This window comes from Streptomyces sp. NPDC048417 (assembly GCF_040651615.1).
Classification (GTDB): Bacteria; Actinomycetota; Actinomycetes; order Streptomycetales; family Streptomycetaceae; genus Streptomyces.
In genome coordinates this window covers 143,575-160,176 of sequence record NZ_JBEZKI010000003.1, presented here as the reverse complement: position 1 = coordinate 160,176, position 16,602 = coordinate 143,575, and the positions used below count along the sequence as shown (strand labels likewise).

Here is a 16,602-nt window from a genome sequence, read left to right as displayed (position 1 = left end):
GTCCAGGTGAGTGCTTCCCGGCGTAGTGGGACCACCGACGAGCTGGGGCCCGACGAGCCCGAGCCGGAACCGGAGCGGGATGGTCCGGAGGACTCGGGCGGGTCGGATCTGCTCGCCGCGCTCCTCGACGGCATGGACGCGGCCCTGTGCGCGTTCGACGCGGACGGTTTCGTCACCCATTGGAACCGTGAGGCCGAGCGGATCCTGGGGTGGACGGCGGCCGAGGCGGTGGGCCGGCACGGGTTCGCCGGGTGGGCGGTGCGCGAGGCGGACGCCGACGAGGTCGAGGGGCGGTTGCTGTCGGCCATGCACGCCCCGGGGCGCCAGGTGCATGAGTTCGCGCTGGTCACCAAGGACGGCGGGCGGGTGCTCGTACGGACGCAGTCGGCGGCCGTGCGCGGCCCGGACGGGAAGCCCGCAGGTGTGTACTGCGCGTTCAGCGAGGTGCACACGCAGATCGACCTGGAGCGGTCGATCGCACTGAGTGAGGCGCTGTTCGAGGACGCGGCCTGGGGTGTCGTCCTGGTGGACGCGGATCTGCGGCCAGCCGTCGTCAACGCGCATGCCGCGCGGGCGCTCGGGACGGGGCGTACGTCGGCGCTGGGGCGCCCGCTCGGGGAGCTGCTGGCGCAGGGCGTGGAGGATCTTGAGGGCGCGCTCACCCATGTGCTGGCCGAGGGTGCGCCGCCGGCGCCGGCCGATATGTGGGTGAGTGTGCGGACGGCCGAGGGCGAGCAGCGGCGCTGCTGGCGGTCCGGGTTCGTGCGGCTGGCGTCGCCGCTCGCGGAGGAGCCGGTGCCGCTGGGGGTCGGCTGGCTGTTCCAGGACGTCACGGAGGGCAAGCAGGCCGAGCAGGAGGCGGCCATGCTGCGCTTCCGCGCGAACCAGCTGCATCGTGCGGGCCGGGCGGCCTGCGAGTGCGAGGATCCGGTGGAGGCGGCCACCGTCCATCTGGACTTCGCGCTGGCCGGGTTCGCCGACCATGCGGTGGTCGACCGGGTGGTGGGCGGTGCCCGGGCGGACGGCGACGTCGGTCCGGTACGGCTGGTGCGGATCGCGGGCACGCCCTCCGGGGCGCCGGGGCCGAGTCTGCTGACGGGTGCGGCGGGGTTGCCGGTGCGCTACGAGGAGGGGCATCCGGCGCTGCAGTGCGTGGCGCGCGCCGGGAGCGTGCGGGCGGATGCCGGGAGCGTGCCGGCGGACCGCGCGCGGGCGTGGGCGCTGGAGCGGCAGTGGCCGGGGGACGCGGTGCACGCGTTGTGTGCGGTGCTGCGCAGCCGGGGGCGGACGCTGGGCGTGCTGACGTTCCTGCGCGGGTCGGCGCGCAGCCGTTTCGAGCGGGTGGACGCGACGTACGCGGAGGACGTGGCGGTGCGGATCGCCACGGCGCTGGATCTGGCCCAGCTGGCGAAGGAGCGGCAGCAGTAGGGAGAGAAGCGGCGGCCGGCGTCTCAGTGCTGGTAGAAGATCCGGTCGCGGTACTCCTCGAACACGCGGGCGTTCCACTCGTGGCCGCCGTCGACGTTGCCGGAGCGCAGCAGCGGGGGCTCGATGCCGCGGTCGGCGAGAGTGGCCGCGGTGGTGGCCAGGACGGCCTGGAGCAGGGCGCTGGTGACGACCGTGGACGCGGGGGCGAAGGGCGCCGGGATGGTGTCGAGGGTGAGCTCGGCGTCCCCGATGGCGATCTTGGAGTCGAGTACGACGTCGCAGTGGTCCTTGAGATACGTGCCGGAGGAGTGCCGGGACGCGGTCTGGGTGGCGTAGGCGACGGAGGTCACGCCGATGACCTTGGCGCCGCGCGTACGGGCGCTGACGGCCATTTCGACGGGCAGGGCGTTGCGGCCGGAGAGGGAGATGATCACGAGGGCGTCGCCGGCGCGCAGGGGCGAGGTGTCGAGGACGGCGGTGGCGAGACCGTCGACGCGTTCCAGCCGGGAGCCGAGGGTGGCGGGCATGACGTCGACGCCGACCAGACCGGGCGCGGCGAGGAGGTTCATGAGGGCGAGGCCGCCCGCGCGGTAGACGACGTCCTGGGCCGCGAGGGAGGAGTGCCCGGCGCCGAAGGCGAAGAGCCGGCCGCCGGAGGCGACGGTGTCGGCGAGCAGGGTGCCGGCGGCGGTGATGGCCTCGGCCTCCTCGTCGCGGACGCGTTGCAGAAGGCCGATCGCGGCGTCGAAGAACAGGTCGGCGGGTGTGCCGTCGCTCATGCGGTGCCCCTTTGCGCGGTCGACGCCGTGATCCGTGTCGCGGAGATCCGTGGCACGGAAGTCTGTGTCGCCGATCACCCTCCGGTCTGGACCATCTCGGTGTCAATACGGCCGGGGGCGGCGGCGGGGGCCGGGATGTCCGACCTCTGTTCTCCCGGCGTCCCCCGCTTGTCAGTGGGATCCGGCAGAATTGGTGGCAGGGCCAGCGCACGCACGCGGCCGGGCTTCCGGCAGAGGTAATCGAGGGGCACGTATGTCCGGACTGATCGACACCACGGAGATGTATCTCCGCACCATCCTCGAGCTTGAAGAGGAAGGCGTGGTCCCCATGCGCGCCCGCATCGCGGAGCGGCTCGACCAGAGCGGGCCGACGGTGAGCCAGACGGTGGCGCGGATGGAGCGGGACGGTCTGGTGTCCGTCGCCAGCGACCGCCATCTGGAGCTGACCGACGAGGGCCGCCGGCTGGCGACGCGCGTGATGCGCAAGCACCGGCTCGCCGAGTGCCTGCTGGTCGATGTGATCGGCCTGGAGTGGGAGCAGGTGCACGCCGAGGCGTGTCGCTGGGAGCACGTGATGAGCGAGGCCGTGGAGCGGCGGGTGCTGGAGCTGCTGCGCCACCCGACCGAGTCGCCGTACGGCAACCCCATCCCGGGCCTGGAGGAGCTGGGCGAGAAGGACGGCGCGGATCCGTTCCTCGACGAGGGCATGGTGTCGCTGGCCGACCTGGACCCGGGCGCGGACGGCAAGACCGTGGTCGTACGCCGGATCGGTGAGCCCATCCAGACCGATGCGCAGCTGATGTACACGCTGCGGCGGGCGGGTGTGCAGCCGGGTTCGGTGGTGAGCGTGACGGAGGCCGCCGGCGGGGTGCTGGTGGGCAGCGGCGGCGAGGCGGCCGAGCTGGAGGCGGACGTCGCCTCCCACGTGTTCGTCGCCAAGCGCTGAGACCAGAGGGCCGTTCAACTCCCTTCGCCCGTAGGGGAGTTGACGCCTCTCGTCGTCGTTTCCCCCGAGTCGGTCGAACCTGTCGAATCGAAGATTCAGTGCGCCGAATCGCAGCGCTGGAACGTTTCGCGTGCGAGGCTGTCGCGAGAGGCATATGACCTGAGGGGGCGGGGAGGATGTGCCGAAGGCATGGACATGGACATGGGGTTGGCCCCGGCACCCTTCGGTGCCGGGGCCTGTCCTCCCCAGTGCTGACCCGGAGCCCCGAGCTCTCAGGGTCATCCCCTCGGACCGTCTTCCCCGAGCGGTCCGCCCCCCGCAGAACAAATCCCCCTGGTGGCGCCGATCATGCCTGGGGAGGGGTCACTCGAACGAGGGGTGTTGCCCGCAGGGACCCGATTTTCGAATAGATATTCGATAGTCTGCAGCGGTACCGGAGCATCACGAAGCGCTACGAGGCGACACTAGGCACGCGGAGCTAGGGGGGTGCCAGGCTCATGGCACGACGCATCGACGTGACAGGAGCCGGCGGCGTGCACCTTGCCGCCTGGGAGTTCGCGGACCCGCCGAAGAAGGGGGACCCGGCGCGGCCGCACGGCGATCGTGCCGACCCGGACCGCTCGTTCCCCGGCGTGCTGTTACTGCACGGCCTGATGGGCCGTGCCTCGCACTGGGCCTCCACCGCCCGCTGGCTCTCCGACCGGCACCGCGCCGTCGCGCTCGACCAGCGCGGCCACGGCCAGAGCGACAAGCCCCCGCAGGCCGCGTACACCCGTGAGGCGTACGTCGAGGACGCCGCGGCCGCCATCGAGCAGCTGGACCTCGCCCCGGCCGTGCTCATCGGCCACGCCATGGGCGCGCTGACCGCCTGGCAGCTGGCCGCGAAACGCCCCGAACTGGTCCGGGGCCTGATCATCTGCGACATGCGGGCCTCCGCGCTGGGCGCGGCCTCGCAGCGCGAGTGGGCCGACTGGTTCAAGTCCTGGCCCGTCCCCTTCGCCACGCTCGCCGACGTACGCAAGTGGTTCGGCGAGGACGACCCGTGGGTGGAGCGGCCGAACCCGGCGCGCGGGGAGTTCTACGCCGAGGTGATGCACGAGTGCGCCGACGGGTGGCGGCCCGTCTTCGACCCCGACCAGATGCTGAAGTCCCGGGAGACCTGGGTGTACGACGCGCACTGGGAGGAACTGGCCCAGGTGCCGTGCCCCGCGCTGGTCGTGCGCGGGGTGGACGGGGAGCTGGGGCGGGCGGAGGCGCAGGAGATGGTCCGGGTCCTCTCCGAGGGGGAGTACGCCGAGGTGGCCGAGGCGGGGCATCTGCTGCCGTATGACCGGCCGGAGGCCTGGCGGGCGGCTGTGGAGCCGTTTGTGGAGCGGGTGGGGGAGTGAAGGCTGGCCACAGGGGAGGGGGCGCAGGAGGTTCGGCGGCTGCGGGTGCGTTGCGGTCGCTCGCGCCGACGCGGCGGAGCCGCAGATTCAACACAGCCCCGCGCCCCTAAGGGAGCGCTCCAGCTAGCCCCTGCTGACCGCCATCAGGATCTCCGGCAGGTTCGCCGCCGTGCGCGGTGCCGCCAGGCGTAGCCCGGACCAGGTGATCGCCGCCCCGTAGGCCGCCCCCACAGGGAGCAGCAGCCAGGTCCAGTCCTCCCCGCCCGCGCTCACGTTCAACGCGATCGTCAGGGCGATGACAGGGGCGCACAGCAGGGCCGCCGAGACCATGCCGCCGAAGATCGCGATCCAGGCGAGACCGGCCTGGCCGGGGGCGACGTTCTTGTGGCCCTCCTGGGGAATGGAGTACGGGAAGCGGGCCGAGGTCCAGGCGCCGGTCGCCAGCATCGCGCCGAGCAGGGCGAAGGACAGGCCGAGCACCTCGGGCAGCCGGGGCCAGTCGCCCAGCATGGCCGTGGTCAGGACGGTCACCAGCGTCGCGTACGGCAGGGTGATCACCAGCAGGGCCAGCGCCCGCCCGCGCAGCTCGACATAGGCGTCCCGCGGGGACGAGATGGTCGTCGCGACCATCCAGAAGGCCGAGGTGTCCTGCCCGAACTGGTTGTACATCTGGATGCCGAGCATCCCGGCGGCGAAGCACGCGAAGTAGATCGACCCGGTGCCCTGGAGGGCGTTGAAGACGGGCACGATCAGGCCGATGGCCAGGGACGTCACCCACGCGGCCTTGGTCTTGGGGTCGCGCCAGACATAGCGCAGGCTGCGTGCCATGACCGTACCGGTGCGGCCGGCCGGCAGCAGGCGCCCCAGGCCCGCGCCGCCGGAGGCACGGCTGCGGCCCGCCGGGTCGGGTGCCTGGACGGTAGAGCCGTCCGGCGAGGTCATCAGCCGGGCCAGGGTCCGCGCCCACGCGCCGATCAGCAACGCCAGCGCGGCGACGGACAGGCCCAGTTGTGCGGCGGCGGCGCCGTACGACCCCTCGCTCGCCGAGTGCACCGCCCCGATCGCCGACGCCGGCGGCAGCCAGCGCACCACGTCGGCCACCGGCGCGAGTTCCCCGAGCCCGGCCGCACCGAGGCTCCGGGCACCGAAGTTCACCAGTTGCGCCCCGATCGCGATGACCAGGCCGCTCAGTACCGCGAGGTCACGGCCCTTGCGGCTGCTGAGCAGCCGTACGTTCGCGGCGGCCACGGCCCGGGCGAGGGCCACACAGACCAGCAGCGCGAGGGCGACGGCGACGACCGCGACGCCGTAGCCGGCCGCCCCGTGCGCCACGGACACCGCACAGCCCACCAGCAGCAACAGCGAGAACAGCGGGCCGATGCCGACCAGGGAGGCGGCCAGCAGGGCCCGTACCAGCGGTCGTGGCCGCAGCGGGAGCATCACCAGGCGGGTCGGGTCCAGGGTCTCGTCGCCGCTCGGGAAGAACAGTGGCATGAACGCCCACCCGAGGGCCAGCACGGCCGCCGCCGGCACGGCCACGGCATCCGCGTGCGCATGCCCGCGCAGCACGATCAGCCCCAGCAGCTGCAACGCCCCGAACAGCAGCGCGAGCACGGCCGACACGACGAACGCGGCCCGTCGGCCACCGGACTGCCGCAGCCCGTTGCGCAACAGCGACAGCTTCAGCCGTACGACGGTGGAGGTCACGTCCGTCATCGGGCCGCCCCACCGCCCAGCCAGTCCAGCTCCGACCCGGCGTTCCGCCCGCTCGCCCCGACCAGTTCGAGGAACGCGGCCTGGAGGGTGCCGTGCGCCCCGCGCACGTCCTCCAACGTCCCCGTCGCCCGGATCCGCCCGGCGGCCAGCACCGCCACCCAGTCGCACAGCGACTCGACGAGTTCCATGACGTGGGAGGAGAAGACGACGGTCGCGCCGGAGGCCGTGTAGCGCTCCAGGACGCCCCGGATGGTCTGCGCGGACACCGGGTCGACGCCCTCGAACGGCTCGTCCAGGAAGAGGACTTCGGGGTTGTGGAGGAGAGCCGCCGCGAGCCCGATCTTCTTGCGCATGCCGGTCGAGTAGTCGACGACGAGCTTGTGCTGGGAGCCGGCGAGATCGAGGACGTCGAGGAGTTGCGTGGCCCGCTTGTCGACCTCGGCGCCGGGCAGTCCGCGCAGGCGGCCGCTGTAGCCGAGCAGTTCGCGTCCGGAGAGCCGCTCGAAGAGCCGGAGCCCTTCGGGCAGCACGCCGATACGGGCCTTCACCGCCACCGGGTCCTGCCAGACGTCGTGCCCGACCACCTCGACGCTCCCCTGGTCCGGCCGGAGCAGCCCGGTCACCATGGAGAGGGTGGTGGTCTTCCCGGCCCCGTTGGGCCCGACCAGCCCGACGAACTTCCCGGCCGGCAGCGACAGATCGATCCCGCCGACGGCCACCTGCTGCCCAAACCGCTTCCAGAGCCCACGAACACGAACGGCATCGGTCATGTCAGAACCCTAGGGGACGTCGCGTTTTCGAGGGCGCGGGTGGGCGGGGACCGGGGCGGAAGGTTTCGCTTACCGGCGCCGACAGGGTGCCTCCCCCGGAAGGAGTACCCCCAGCGCCCACCCGTGCCGCCTGGGGGCACCTGCCGGGCCCTTGAGGCACTGGGGGAGGCACGACTGCCCGCGGCTGGATGAGCTGACACGACGCCCGCAGCCGGGAGCAAGCGGCGGACGAAGCGCCCCGTCAGGGGCGCGGGGAACTGCGCGACCAGCCACATCGCGCCCGCAGTCGCCACGACCACAGCACCCGGCAGCGCAATGGGCGCGCTACCGGTCCCGCCCACACGCATAGGCCAGCGCCGAGATCAGCTCCTCCGCGTCCGGCAGCCACCGGTTCGCCGGTGTCGGCCGGCAGGCCCACTGCACCGCACCCCGAGAGCCCAGCCGCGTAGGCGGCGCCGGCACGTACGCGCCCTCACCCAGCGCCGTGAGGTCCAGCGACGCCGGCGCCCAGCCCAGCTTCCGTACCAGCTCCGGCACCTTCGCCGACCCGCCCGGCAGCACGAAGAACTGCATCCGGCGATCGGGCGTGAGCGTCACCGGCCCGAGCGTCAGCTGCATCCGCTCCATCCGCGCCAGCGCCAGAAACCCGGCCGTCTCCGGGACGGACAACGCGTCGAAGGTCCGCCCCGTGGGCAGCAGGATCGACGCCGTCGGCTGCTTCTGCCACATCCGGCGCGCCACCGTCGCACTACCGGTCGCCTGCGTCGCCCAGTCCGGGCGCGCCGCGTGCGCGCCGGGCGCGCCGCACGCGACCTCCCCGCAGGAACAGTGCTGCACCCCCTCGACCGCTTCCAGCCAGGTGCCCGGGAAGACGTCCCAGTGGCGCTCCTCGGCGTAGCGTACGGCGGTCTCCAGCAGCGATTCCCCACGCTGCTTCGGAATCTGAGCGGCTTCGGTGCCCACGATCGTCTCTTCCACGCTCAACACAACTCCCGCACCCACCTGGAGTTACGGGCGTAGCGCGCGCGGGGGAGGAGCATCTCTTCCGCAACCGGGGCGCATGGATGCACGTGTGGGGGCGCGCAGGAGGAACCGGGGCGTGAGCGGGTAGTCACACATGGGGGGTTGGCAGCGGTCGTACCCACAATTCCGCTGCCTTTACCCGGCAATCCTCGCATGTCCCGCATTTTCGGTATGTCCGCTGGGCAGTGATCGTCAAGGCCGGATCTTTTCCCTACAGGGAGTTCGCAGGGGGTACGCCATGGCCGCAAGGCCGCTTGTCGCGCGGCAGCCGAACGAACGGTTGCAGGCGCTCATCCAGGAGGCGGGGTGCTCGAACGCCGGGCTCGCCCGCCGGGTCAACATGTGCGGCGCGGAGCACGGTCTCGATCTCCGGTACGACAAGACGTCCGTGGCCCGCTGGCTGCGTGGACAGCAGCCGCGGGGCCGCGCGCCCGCGATCATCGCCGAGGCGCTGGGCCGCAAGCTCGGCCGTACGGTCACGATCGACGAGATCGGCATGGCCAACGGCAAGAACCTCGCGTCGGGCGTCGGCCTCCAGTTCTCGCCGACGGTCCTGGGGGCCATCGAGCAGGTCTGCGAGCTGTGGCGCAGTGACGTGGGCCGCCGGGACTTCCTGTCCGGCTCCTCGGTCGCCGCGTCCGCGCTGGTCGAGCCCAGCCGGGACTGGCTGATCTCGGCGCCGGACGCGCAGGTGGCACGACAGGCCGGGCCGCGGGTCGGGCCGTCGGACGTCGCGGCCGTGAAGGCCATGACACAGGCGCTCACCGACCTGGACCACCAGTACGGCAGCGGGCACGTGCGCCCGGTCGTCGTGCACTACCTCAACAGCGTGGTCTCCGGGCTGCTCGCCGGGTCCTACCGGGAGTCCGTCGGACGGGACCTGTTCGCCGCCGTCGCCCGGCTCACCGAACTCGCCGGGTACATGGCCGTCGACACCGGCCAACCCGGGCTCGCCCAGCGGTACTACATCCAGTCGCTGCGGCTCGCGCAGGCCGCCGGCGACCGCGGCTACGGCGGCTACGTGCTCGCCGCCTCCATGAGCCACCTCGCCGCACAGCTCGGAAACCCGCGCGAGATCGCCCAGTTGGCGCGGGCGGCGCAGGAGGGGGCGCGCGGGCGCGTGACTCCGCGCGCGGAGGCCATGTTCTACGCGGCCGAGGCCCGCGGGCACGCGCTGCTGGGCGACGCGCGGTCGGCGCAGCTGGCTTCGGGGCGCGCGGTGTCGGCGATGGAGGCGGCCGATCCGTCGTCCGGGGACGACCCGGCGTGGATCGCGCACTTCGACGAGGCCTATCTGGCCGACGAGTTGGCGCACTGCCACCGTGACCTGGGCCAGGCCGAGGCGGCCGCGAGGACCGCGGAGCAGTCGCTGGCCGGGCACCCGCCGACGCGGGCACGGCGCCGCGCGATCGGCTATGTGCTCCTCGCCACGGCGCAGGTGCAGCAGCGCGAGATCGAACAGGCCTGTGCCACCGGGCTGAAGGCGGTGGAACTGCTTGAGACGGTCCGTTCCAACCGGGGCGCCGAGTACCTGGAGGACTTCCAGCAGCGCCTTGAGCCGTTCCGGGACGAACCGGTCGTCAGGGAGTTCGGCGCCCGGCTGGATCTGCAGGCGGCCGCGTGAATTCATGCCCCGCGGATGCGTGAACGTGTGGGAAACCACACCTTGCCGGGCGAGAAGCGGCATATACAGCGCACCGCGGGGCGGTTTTGTTACTGCTGTCGCAGGGAAGAAGATCGCGCCCTTGGCTGCGTGGCACCTTGCTGAGGGGACCCGGTAGCGTGAGCCGACGATTCACAAGGTCCCCCATTAGTAGGAGTCCCGGTGACGCAGAGTGGACAGGGCGAGCCCGCGCGCGAAGGCATCGTGCTGCCCTCCGACGGTGGCGAGCCGCTGCTGCCGGGCATGACGGGCGTTCCCGCCCCCATATCGCAGCCGCCCGCGCCGGCCCCGGCACCGACCACCGCGCCCTCCGAGGGCCAGGCCTGGGGGCAGCCGTGGGGACCCGGTCACCAGCAGGGCCCGCCGCAGCCCGAGCAGGGCTGGCCGCAGGCGGCCGGCCAGGAGTGGAACACCCCGGAGCCGGAGCTGCCGCCCGCCTGGAACGCCCAGTCGCAGGCCGCCCAGTCGCAGGCCGCCCAGTCGCAGGCCGCGCAGTCCCACGCCGCGCAGTCGCACGGCGACCAGTACCAGTCCCCTGCGTCCGGTGCCGGCCCGCTCCCGCCGGAGGGGGCGCCCGCCCCGTCGTACGGCGGCGGCTACGAGCAGTACGGCTACGGCGCCCAGCCCCAGCAGTCGTACGGCGCCCCGCTGCCCCCGGCCGGCGGCCAGGACCCCTACGGCGCTGCGGGTGCCGCGCTGCCGCCCGCCGTCCCGCACGGAAGCCACGGCGGGTACCCCGGTGCCCTGCCGTCCGCCGACGAGGGCGCGACCCAGTACATCCCGCCGGTGCCCGCCGCGCCGGTGGACGAGGGGGCCACGCAGTACATACCGCCGGTGGCGGCGGCTCCCGAAGGGGCCACCCAGTTGATACCGCCGATCGGCCCGGGTGCGCTGCCGCCGGAGACATCCCACGAGCAGACCACCTTCCTCGGCCGGCAGTCCGCCCCGGCCGCGCACTCCGACGCCGAGGCCACGCAGTACATCCCGCCGTACCAGGCCGGTGCCGAGCAGGGCGGGGACCGGCAGCCGCCCGCCGAGTTCGACAACCTGTTCCGCAGTGCGCCGGGCGGCGAGCCCCCGGCCGCGTCCACGGCCCAGCTGCCGCGCTACCAGCAGCAGCCGCAGAGCTACCAGCAGCAGCCCCCGGCGTACACCCCGCCCCCGTCGTCGTACGACCACGATCACGACGGTGACGGCGGTGGCCGGGGCGGTCGTGGCCGGTCGAAGGTGCCGCTGATCGCGGCCGTGGGGATCGGGATCGCCGTCCTCGGGATCGGGGCCGGTGCCCTGTTCAGCGGGGGCGGCGGGGACACGGACGACGCCAACACGACGGTCGCCGCGTCCGTGCCCGCCACCGGCGGGTCCGGGTCCGCCGCGGCCGACCCGGCGAAGGCACAGGCAGCCGCCCTGGACAAGCTGCTCGCCGACAGCGGCAGCAGCCGGGCCACGGTGATCGGCGCCGTCGCCAACGTGAAGCAGTGCAAGGACCTGGACGGATCCGCCTCCGACCTGCGCAATGCCGCCACGCAGCGTGCCGCGCTGGTCACCCGGCTGGCGAAGCTGTCCGTCGACAAGCTGCCGGCCAACGCCGAGCTGACCACCGCCCTCACCCAGGCCTGGCAGGCCTCCGCGAACGCCGACAACCACTACGCGGCCTGGGCCGACCAGGCCAAGGGCAAACACGGCTGCCACAAGGGCCAGGCCCGCACCACCGGCCAGACCGCGGCCGGCAACCGGGAGAGCGGCACCGCCAGCTCCCAGAAGGTGAAGGCGGCCGCGCTGTGGAACACGATCGCGAGCAAGTACGGGCTGACCCAGCGGCAGCCGACCCAGCTGTGAGAGCGGGCCGGCTGTAAGAGCCGGTCGGCCGGTCGGCCGGTCAGCTGAGGTTCGCGCTCTCCAGGACCTTGGTCATGTCGAGGGCGTTCTTGTTGGCCGACTGGAGCAGGCCGCCCTTGACGGTCTGGACGTTCACGTCGGTGTTGACCAGCCGGGAGAATCCGGCCGCGGACAGCTTGCCCTGGTAGGGCCAGGACAGCGACGGGGTGAGGTTGCCGGTGGAGACCTTCAGGCCGTCGTTGAGGGTGCGGCGCACACTGTCGGCGGTCACCGCGCCGCCGCCGATCTTCTCCAGGGCGGCGGCCAGGACCTTGTAGGCGATCCAGGTCGTCTGCACCCCGGCGTCGGCCGGGTCGATCCGGTTGTCGCCGAAGGCCTCCTTGCTGATGACCTTCTTCATCTCGTCCCAGCGCGCGTCCGAGGCCGCCGGATACCAGCCGGTGATGTACGACCCCTCGTACGGGCCGGACGCACCGCCGGTGGAGTTGATCACCGTCTGGTCGACGCTGCCGACCTCGGCGGCCGTCTTCACCTTCGGGTAGTCCTGGCGGGCGCGCTGGAAGTTGTCCATGAAGGTGGCCGTGCGGTCACCGAGCTCGGGCACCACACAGCCCGTCTTCAGCGAGTCCGAGGTGGCGCTCGCCAGTGCCTTCTGCGACTGCTTGTCGTACTCGGTGAGGTCCTCGGCCGCGAGCTGGTCGATCGACCTGGCGTGGGTGCCGGCCTGCAGGCCCGAGTCGAGCAGCTGGGGCAGCTGGTCGCCGGCGATGGTGTCCGGGCGGACCAGGGTGACCGGGCCGCACTTGTCGGCCAGCGCCTCCCCGAGTCCGGAGAGCAGGGTGAGCTGGCCGCCGTTGACCGGGTAGGAGACGGGGCTGGTGAACTCCTCGTTCGACGCCCCGTAGCCGCCTATGTAGGGGATGGCGGCGCCTTCCAGGGCGGCGAAGTAGGAGTCGCCGAACTGGCTGTAGGAGCCGACGACGGCGACGACGTTCTGGTCGGCCGCCTTCTGGGCGCAGTTCGCGGCGCCCACGCTGGTGTTGTGGTCGTTGCAGGTCACCAGCTTGAGCTTGTGGCCGCTGATGCCGCCCTGGGAGTTGAGCCAGCGCACGATCGCCGACGCCATGGCGGGCATGCCGGGCTTGTTGGTGGCGCTGGTCTTCTGCGGCGCCCAGGTCATCACCTTGATCTCGTCGTCCCCCGAGCCCGAGAATCCCGGGACGACCCCGCAGCCGGCGGCGAGTGACGCACAGGCCGTCATGGCCACCGCGGACAGCACGGCGGCTCTGACGCGCCGGTGGGTCGTGGGGAGGATGGTGGTGAGGGTGGGACGCCTGCCGGTCATGGACACGCACGATTCCCCCACATCACTAACCGACGAGTGACCCATGGTCAACGAACGGTGACGCGCAGGTGAATTGCGGGGGTCGGTGACGGGCGTGTGACGAGGAACGTACGATCGATGACCGTGCAAGGTTCGGAGAACTCTTCCCGTCGCGGCCGTCGCTCCTCCACCATGGGCGGCATGCCACTCAATGACATGCCGTGGTGGCGCTGGCGCAGCAATGTGCGCTCCGCGCTGCACATGCTCTCCGACCCGGAGTTCCAGCGGAACGTCTGGCTGGCCGGCCAGGACGGGTACGGCGACGTGACCGACGCGGTCTACCGGCTGGTCGAGGACACCTGGCTGGACAACTGGTCCGCGGAGAAATACGTCGGGACGATATTCCGCGACTCGCAGGAGGCGGCGCTCGTCGACACCGCCGTGCTGCGGGTGCTGCGGATCATGCACCAGGTCGGGCCGGACTCGCCGGTCTCCGCGTACGTCGACCACGAGGGGTGGCCGGACGCGGTCCGGGCGGCGCGGGACGCGCACATACGCCTGGCGGTGAGCGACGGCGACGACCCGGACATCCCGCCGCGCACCCTCGAGGTGCTGCGGATCATGACGCGGGCGGCGTGAGTCCGCGAAGCGGACGCTGACCGCCGGGGGCGGCCGGGCATGAGACTCTGTGGTGCATGACCGATCAGCCCACCCGAGCCCAGGCCGCCCTGGCCGACCAGTACGTCCTCACCCTCTCCTGCCCGGACAAGCAGGGCATCGTGCACGCCGTGTCGAGCTACCTGTTCATGACCGGCTGCAACATCGAGGACAGCCAGCAGTTCGGGGACCACGACACGGGTCTGTTCTTCATGCGCGTGCACTTCTCGGCCGAGGAGCCGGTGACGGTCGACAAGCTGCGGGCCAGCTTCGCGGCGGTCGGTGACTCCTTCCACATGGACTGGCAGCTCAACCGGGCCGACGAGCGGATGCGGGTCGTCCTCATGGTCAGCAAGTTCGGGCACTGCCTGAACGACCTGCTCTTCCGTGCGCGGATCGGCGCGTTGCCGGTGGACATCGCCGCGGTGGTCTCCAACCACACCGACTTCGCGGAGCTGGTGGAGTCGTACCACGTCCCCTTCCGCCACATTCCGGTGACGAAGGAGACGAAGGCCGACGCGGAGGCCCAGCTCCTCGAGCTCGTCCGTGAGGAGAACGTCGAGCTGGTGGTCCTGGCCCGGTACATGCAGGTCCTCTCGGACGACCTGTGCAAGCAGCTCAGCGGCCGGATCATCAACATCCACCACTCGTTCCTGCCGAGCTTCAAGGGCGCGAAGCCGTACCACCAGGCGCATGCGCGGGGCGTGAAGCTGATCGGGGCGACGGCGCACTACGTCACGGCGGACCTCGACGAGGGGCCGATCATCGAGCAGGAGGTCGAGCGGGTGGGCCACGGCGTCACCCCGGACCAGCTGGTCGCGATCGGACGCGACGTGGAGTGCCAGGCGCTGGCGCGGGCGGTGAAGTGGCACGCGGAGCGCCGCATCCTGCTCAACGGCCGACGAACGGTCGTCTTCGCCTGACCGTTGCTTTCGCCCGAGGGGCGGGGCGGTGCGGTCGTGGCGCGAGTGCGGGTGCGTGGGGGCCGTTCGCGCAGTTCCCCGCGCCCCTGGAAAAGACGGGGCTGCGCCCCGCTTTTAGGGGCGCGGGGGAACTGCCCGATCAGCCACGGACCACCCGCGGCCGCCACACGACCGCACCCACCCCTACATCCGGCTCAGGCTCGCCGCCGCGAACAGGACGTCCCTGATCGCCACCCTGTCTCCCAACTGCCCCGCCGCGGCATCCTCCGGCGGTACATGGCCCGCGGCCAACCTGCAGAACTCCACGTCGTCCAGCGCCACGTGCGCCACCTCGAACTCCTCCGAGCCCACCGCCCCCGGCGAGTCCAGCGGGATCAGCCACTCGCCGCCCCCGTGGCCCTCGATCTCCAGCCGCAGGCTGCGGCCGGGCTGTCCCGCGGGGACCAGGTGCGGGGTCGGCCCGGGCGCCGCCAGCCCGGCCTGCCGGCGCGCCGCCAGCGCAGCGGGGAGCATCCGTGCCGCGAGGTCGATCATCCGGTGCAGATACCTCGGGGCCGGCGGCCCGTAGGGGTAGTCCACGGCCTCCGCGATGTCCTCCGCGTGCACCCAGCACTCGAAGGCGCGGTCCAGCATCGCGTCGTGCAACGGCAGCGCGAAGTCGCCGTACGAGACCCCGAGGCGCCCGGCGCCGCCGCCGGTGAAGGAGACGGTCTGCACGAGCCGGTGGCTCTGCTCCCGCCAGGGAACCCGTACCGCACGGGTCGGCGGGAAGTACGAGGCCTGCCAGAAGGCCTCGGTGCGGGCGGCGGGGCCCTGTGCGGGCGTCTCCCCCAGGGGGTCGTCGAGGCCGAGCGCCCTCGCCACCAGGCCGTCGACGGACAGCAGGTGCGCGATGACCCCGGCGACCGTCGTACGGCGGCTCGTCGGCGCCGCGCCGTCGAACCAGCGCAGCCGTACCGGTGCGTGCCACTCCGCGTCGCCGATGTCCTGGAGCAGGGCGTCCAGGCGGGCGGTCTCGGCGTCGTAGGGGGCCGCCCACTCGGGGATCGGGATGCGCGGCGGCCGACGGTCCAGGCAGGCCTCCAGGACGCGGGTGCGCAGGCCGGGGTCGAGGTCGAGGCTCTCCGGCTGGTGCAGCAGGCCGACCGCCTCGCGCAGCCGCCGTGCCTCGTCCGCGCAGGCCCCGCAGTCGCCGAGGTGGACCTCGACGGTGAGTGCCTCCGCGGTCGAGCAGGCGGCCAACGCCCACGCGCCGAGCAGCGACTTCAGGACGTCGTGCGGCAACTCCAGCGGTACCGGCGGCAGGTCGTCGAGTTCGGGCAGCGGCTGCCCGCCGTCCTCGACGGAGGCCCGGGGCAGCGGGATGCGCGGCGGGCCGCCCGGCTCGCCGCTGCCGTCGCGCGGCACGTCACCGGCTCCGCCGCCGGAGCCCGTGCCGTCGTGCGCGTCGAAGGGGTCGGCGCCGGTCACACCGCACCTCCGTACCCGGGCGGTCTCCCGGCGTCGTGGGCGGTGGAGAGCAGTTGCAGGCCGAGGCGCAGCCGGCGGCGGGCCTCGTCCTCGGTGACGCCCAGGTCCACCGCGGTCTGGCGGTAGTCACGGCGCTGGAAGTAGGCGAGGTCCAGGGCGGCGCGCAGCGGGGTCGGCATGGAGTGCACGATGTAGTCCGCGCGGGCGGCGACGGAGGCGCGCCGCACCTTGCGCTCCAGCTCCTCCGTGGCCTCCGCGCCGGTGTCGCCCGGGGTGAGCGCGGCGGTCTCGGTGGCCCTGAGGCGCTGCACGGCGAGCCGGTGGGTCAGCGCGGCGACCCAGGAGCGCAGCGGGCCCTGCCTGGGGTCGTAGGCGTCCGGATGCTCCCAGACATGGGCGAAGACCTCGCGGGTTATGGAGTCGGCGGCCCGCTCGTCCCCGAGGACGCGGTGGGCGAGGCCGTGCACGAGCGAGGCGAAGCGGTCGTAGAGCTCGCCGAGGGCGGCGGCCTCGCCGCGCGCGAGCCGCTGCTGCATCTTGCGGTCCCAGCGGGGCGGAACGTCCTTCTTCGCCATGCGGCCCCCTCCCCGTGCCCGTATCCAGCGTGTCTCCACCGTCTCCTCGAATGTAGTCGGCACGTCCGACAACGCACGCCCCTTTGTGGCAATGCGCGCCC

General features: G+C 72.6%; 14 protein-coding genes. 7 read left to right on the top strand and 7 right to left on the bottom strand.

Going from position 1 to position 16,602, the window contains the following annotated elements; genetic code table 11:
- Positions 1–6: 6 nt before the first annotated feature.
- A complete protein-coding gene (locus AB0D59_RS05665; protein WP_362561177.1) occupies positions 7–1,428 on the top strand; it encodes a PAS domain-containing protein in 1,422 nt (473 codons plus the stop codon).
- A gap of 23 nt (positions 1,429–1,451) precedes the next feature.
- On the opposite strand, the gene AB0D59_RS05660 is transcribed toward AB0D59_RS05665, so the two are convergent.
- Positions 1,452–2,207, bottom strand: coding sequence for an SIS domain-containing protein (locus AB0D59_RS05660; protein WP_362561174.1), 756 nt, complete (start codon positions 2,205–2,207; stop codon positions 1,452–1,454).
- Between the two features lie 253 nt (positions 2,208–2,460).
- Between AB0D59_RS05660 and AB0D59_RS05655 the strand changes: the two genes are divergently transcribed.
- On the top strand, positions 2,461–3,153 hold the full coding sequence (locus AB0D59_RS05655) for a metal-dependent transcriptional regulator (RefSeq protein ID WP_351321325.1): 693 nt from the start codon (positions 2,461–2,463) through the stop codon (positions 3,151–3,153).
- A gap of 497 nt (positions 3,154–3,650) precedes the next feature.
- Positions 3,651–4,541, top strand: coding sequence for an alpha/beta hydrolase (locus AB0D59_RS05650; protein ID WP_362561171.1), 891 nt, complete (start codon positions 3,651–3,653; stop codon positions 4,539–4,541).
- A 123-nt stretch (positions 4,542–4,664) separates the two neighbouring features.
- On the opposite strand, the gene AB0D59_RS05645 is transcribed toward AB0D59_RS05650, so the two are convergent.
- The 3 genes from AB0D59_RS05645 to AB0D59_RS05635 all read right to left on the bottom strand — a co-directional run bounded on the left by AB0D59_RS05645 (position 4,665) and on the right by AB0D59_RS05635 (position 8,014).
- Positions 4,665–6,257: a transporter gene (locus AB0D59_RS05645; RefSeq protein WP_362561169.1), complete on the bottom strand. Its 1,593-nt coding sequence runs from the start codon at positions 6,255–6,257 to the stop codon at positions 4,665–4,667.
- A complete protein-coding gene (locus tag AB0D59_RS05640) occupies positions 6,254–7,027 on the bottom strand; it encodes an ABC transporter ATP-binding protein (protein ID WP_362561166.1) in 774 nt (257 codons plus the stop codon). The genes AB0D59_RS05645 and AB0D59_RS05640 overlap by 4 nt, the downstream gene beginning before the upstream one ends.
- 324 nt (positions 7,028–7,351) lie before the next feature.
- Positions 7,352–8,014, bottom strand: coding sequence for a bifunctional DNA primase/polymerase (locus tag AB0D59_RS05635; protein WP_362561164.1), 663 nt, complete (start codon positions 8,012–8,014; stop codon positions 7,352–7,354).
- A 274-nt stretch (positions 8,015–8,288) separates the two neighbouring features.
- Here AB0D59_RS05635 and AB0D59_RS05630 point away from each other — a divergent pair, with 274 nt between their 5' ends.
- Both AB0D59_RS05630 and AB0D59_RS05625 read left to right on the top strand, forming a co-directional pair.
- Positions 8,289–9,674, top strand: coding sequence for a transcriptional regulator (locus AB0D59_RS05630; protein ID WP_351711835.1), 1,386 nt, complete (start codon positions 8,289–8,291; stop codon positions 9,672–9,674).
- A 201-nt stretch (positions 9,675–9,875) separates the two neighbouring features.
- On the top strand, positions 9,876–11,552 hold the full coding sequence (locus AB0D59_RS05625) for a hypothetical protein (RefSeq protein ID WP_362561161.1): 1,677 nt from the start codon (positions 9,876–9,878) through the stop codon (positions 11,550–11,552).
- A gap of 40 nt (positions 11,553–11,592) precedes the next feature.
- Here AB0D59_RS05625 and AB0D59_RS05620 read toward each other — a convergent pair whose 3' ends face one another.
- Complete coding sequence (locus AB0D59_RS05620; protein ID WP_362561159.1) at positions 11,593–12,897, bottom strand: ABC transporter substrate-binding protein; 1,305 nt, start codon at positions 12,895–12,897, stop codon at positions 11,593–11,595.
- 117 nt (positions 12,898–13,014) lie between these two features.
- On the opposite strand from AB0D59_RS05620, the gene AB0D59_RS05615 reads away from it, so the two are divergent.
- A complete protein-coding gene (locus AB0D59_RS05615; RefSeq protein WP_362561156.1) occupies positions 13,015–13,515 on the top strand; it encodes a hypothetical protein in 501 nt (166 codons plus the stop codon).
- Between the two features lie 56 nt (positions 13,516–13,571).
- Positions 13,572–14,456, top strand: coding sequence for a formyltetrahydrofolate deformylase (purU, locus tag AB0D59_RS05610; RefSeq protein ID WP_362561154.1), 885 nt, complete (start codon positions 13,572–13,574; stop codon positions 14,454–14,456).
- A 183-nt stretch (positions 14,457–14,639) separates the two neighbouring features.
- Here the strand turns inward: purU and AB0D59_RS05605 are convergent, their stop codons facing one another.
- Positions 14,640–15,863, bottom strand: a complete 1,224-nt coding sequence (locus AB0D59_RS05605; RefSeq protein ID WP_362561707.1) for a maleylpyruvate isomerase N-terminal domain-containing protein — start codon at positions 15,861–15,863, stop codon at positions 14,640–14,642.
- 59 nt (positions 15,864–15,922) lie between these two features.
- On the bottom strand, positions 15,923–16,501 hold the full coding sequence (locus AB0D59_RS05600; protein WP_351737242.1) for a sigma-70 family RNA polymerase sigma factor: 579 nt from the start codon (positions 16,499–16,501) through the stop codon (positions 15,923–15,925).
- Positions 16,502–16,602: the final 101 nt, after the last annotated feature.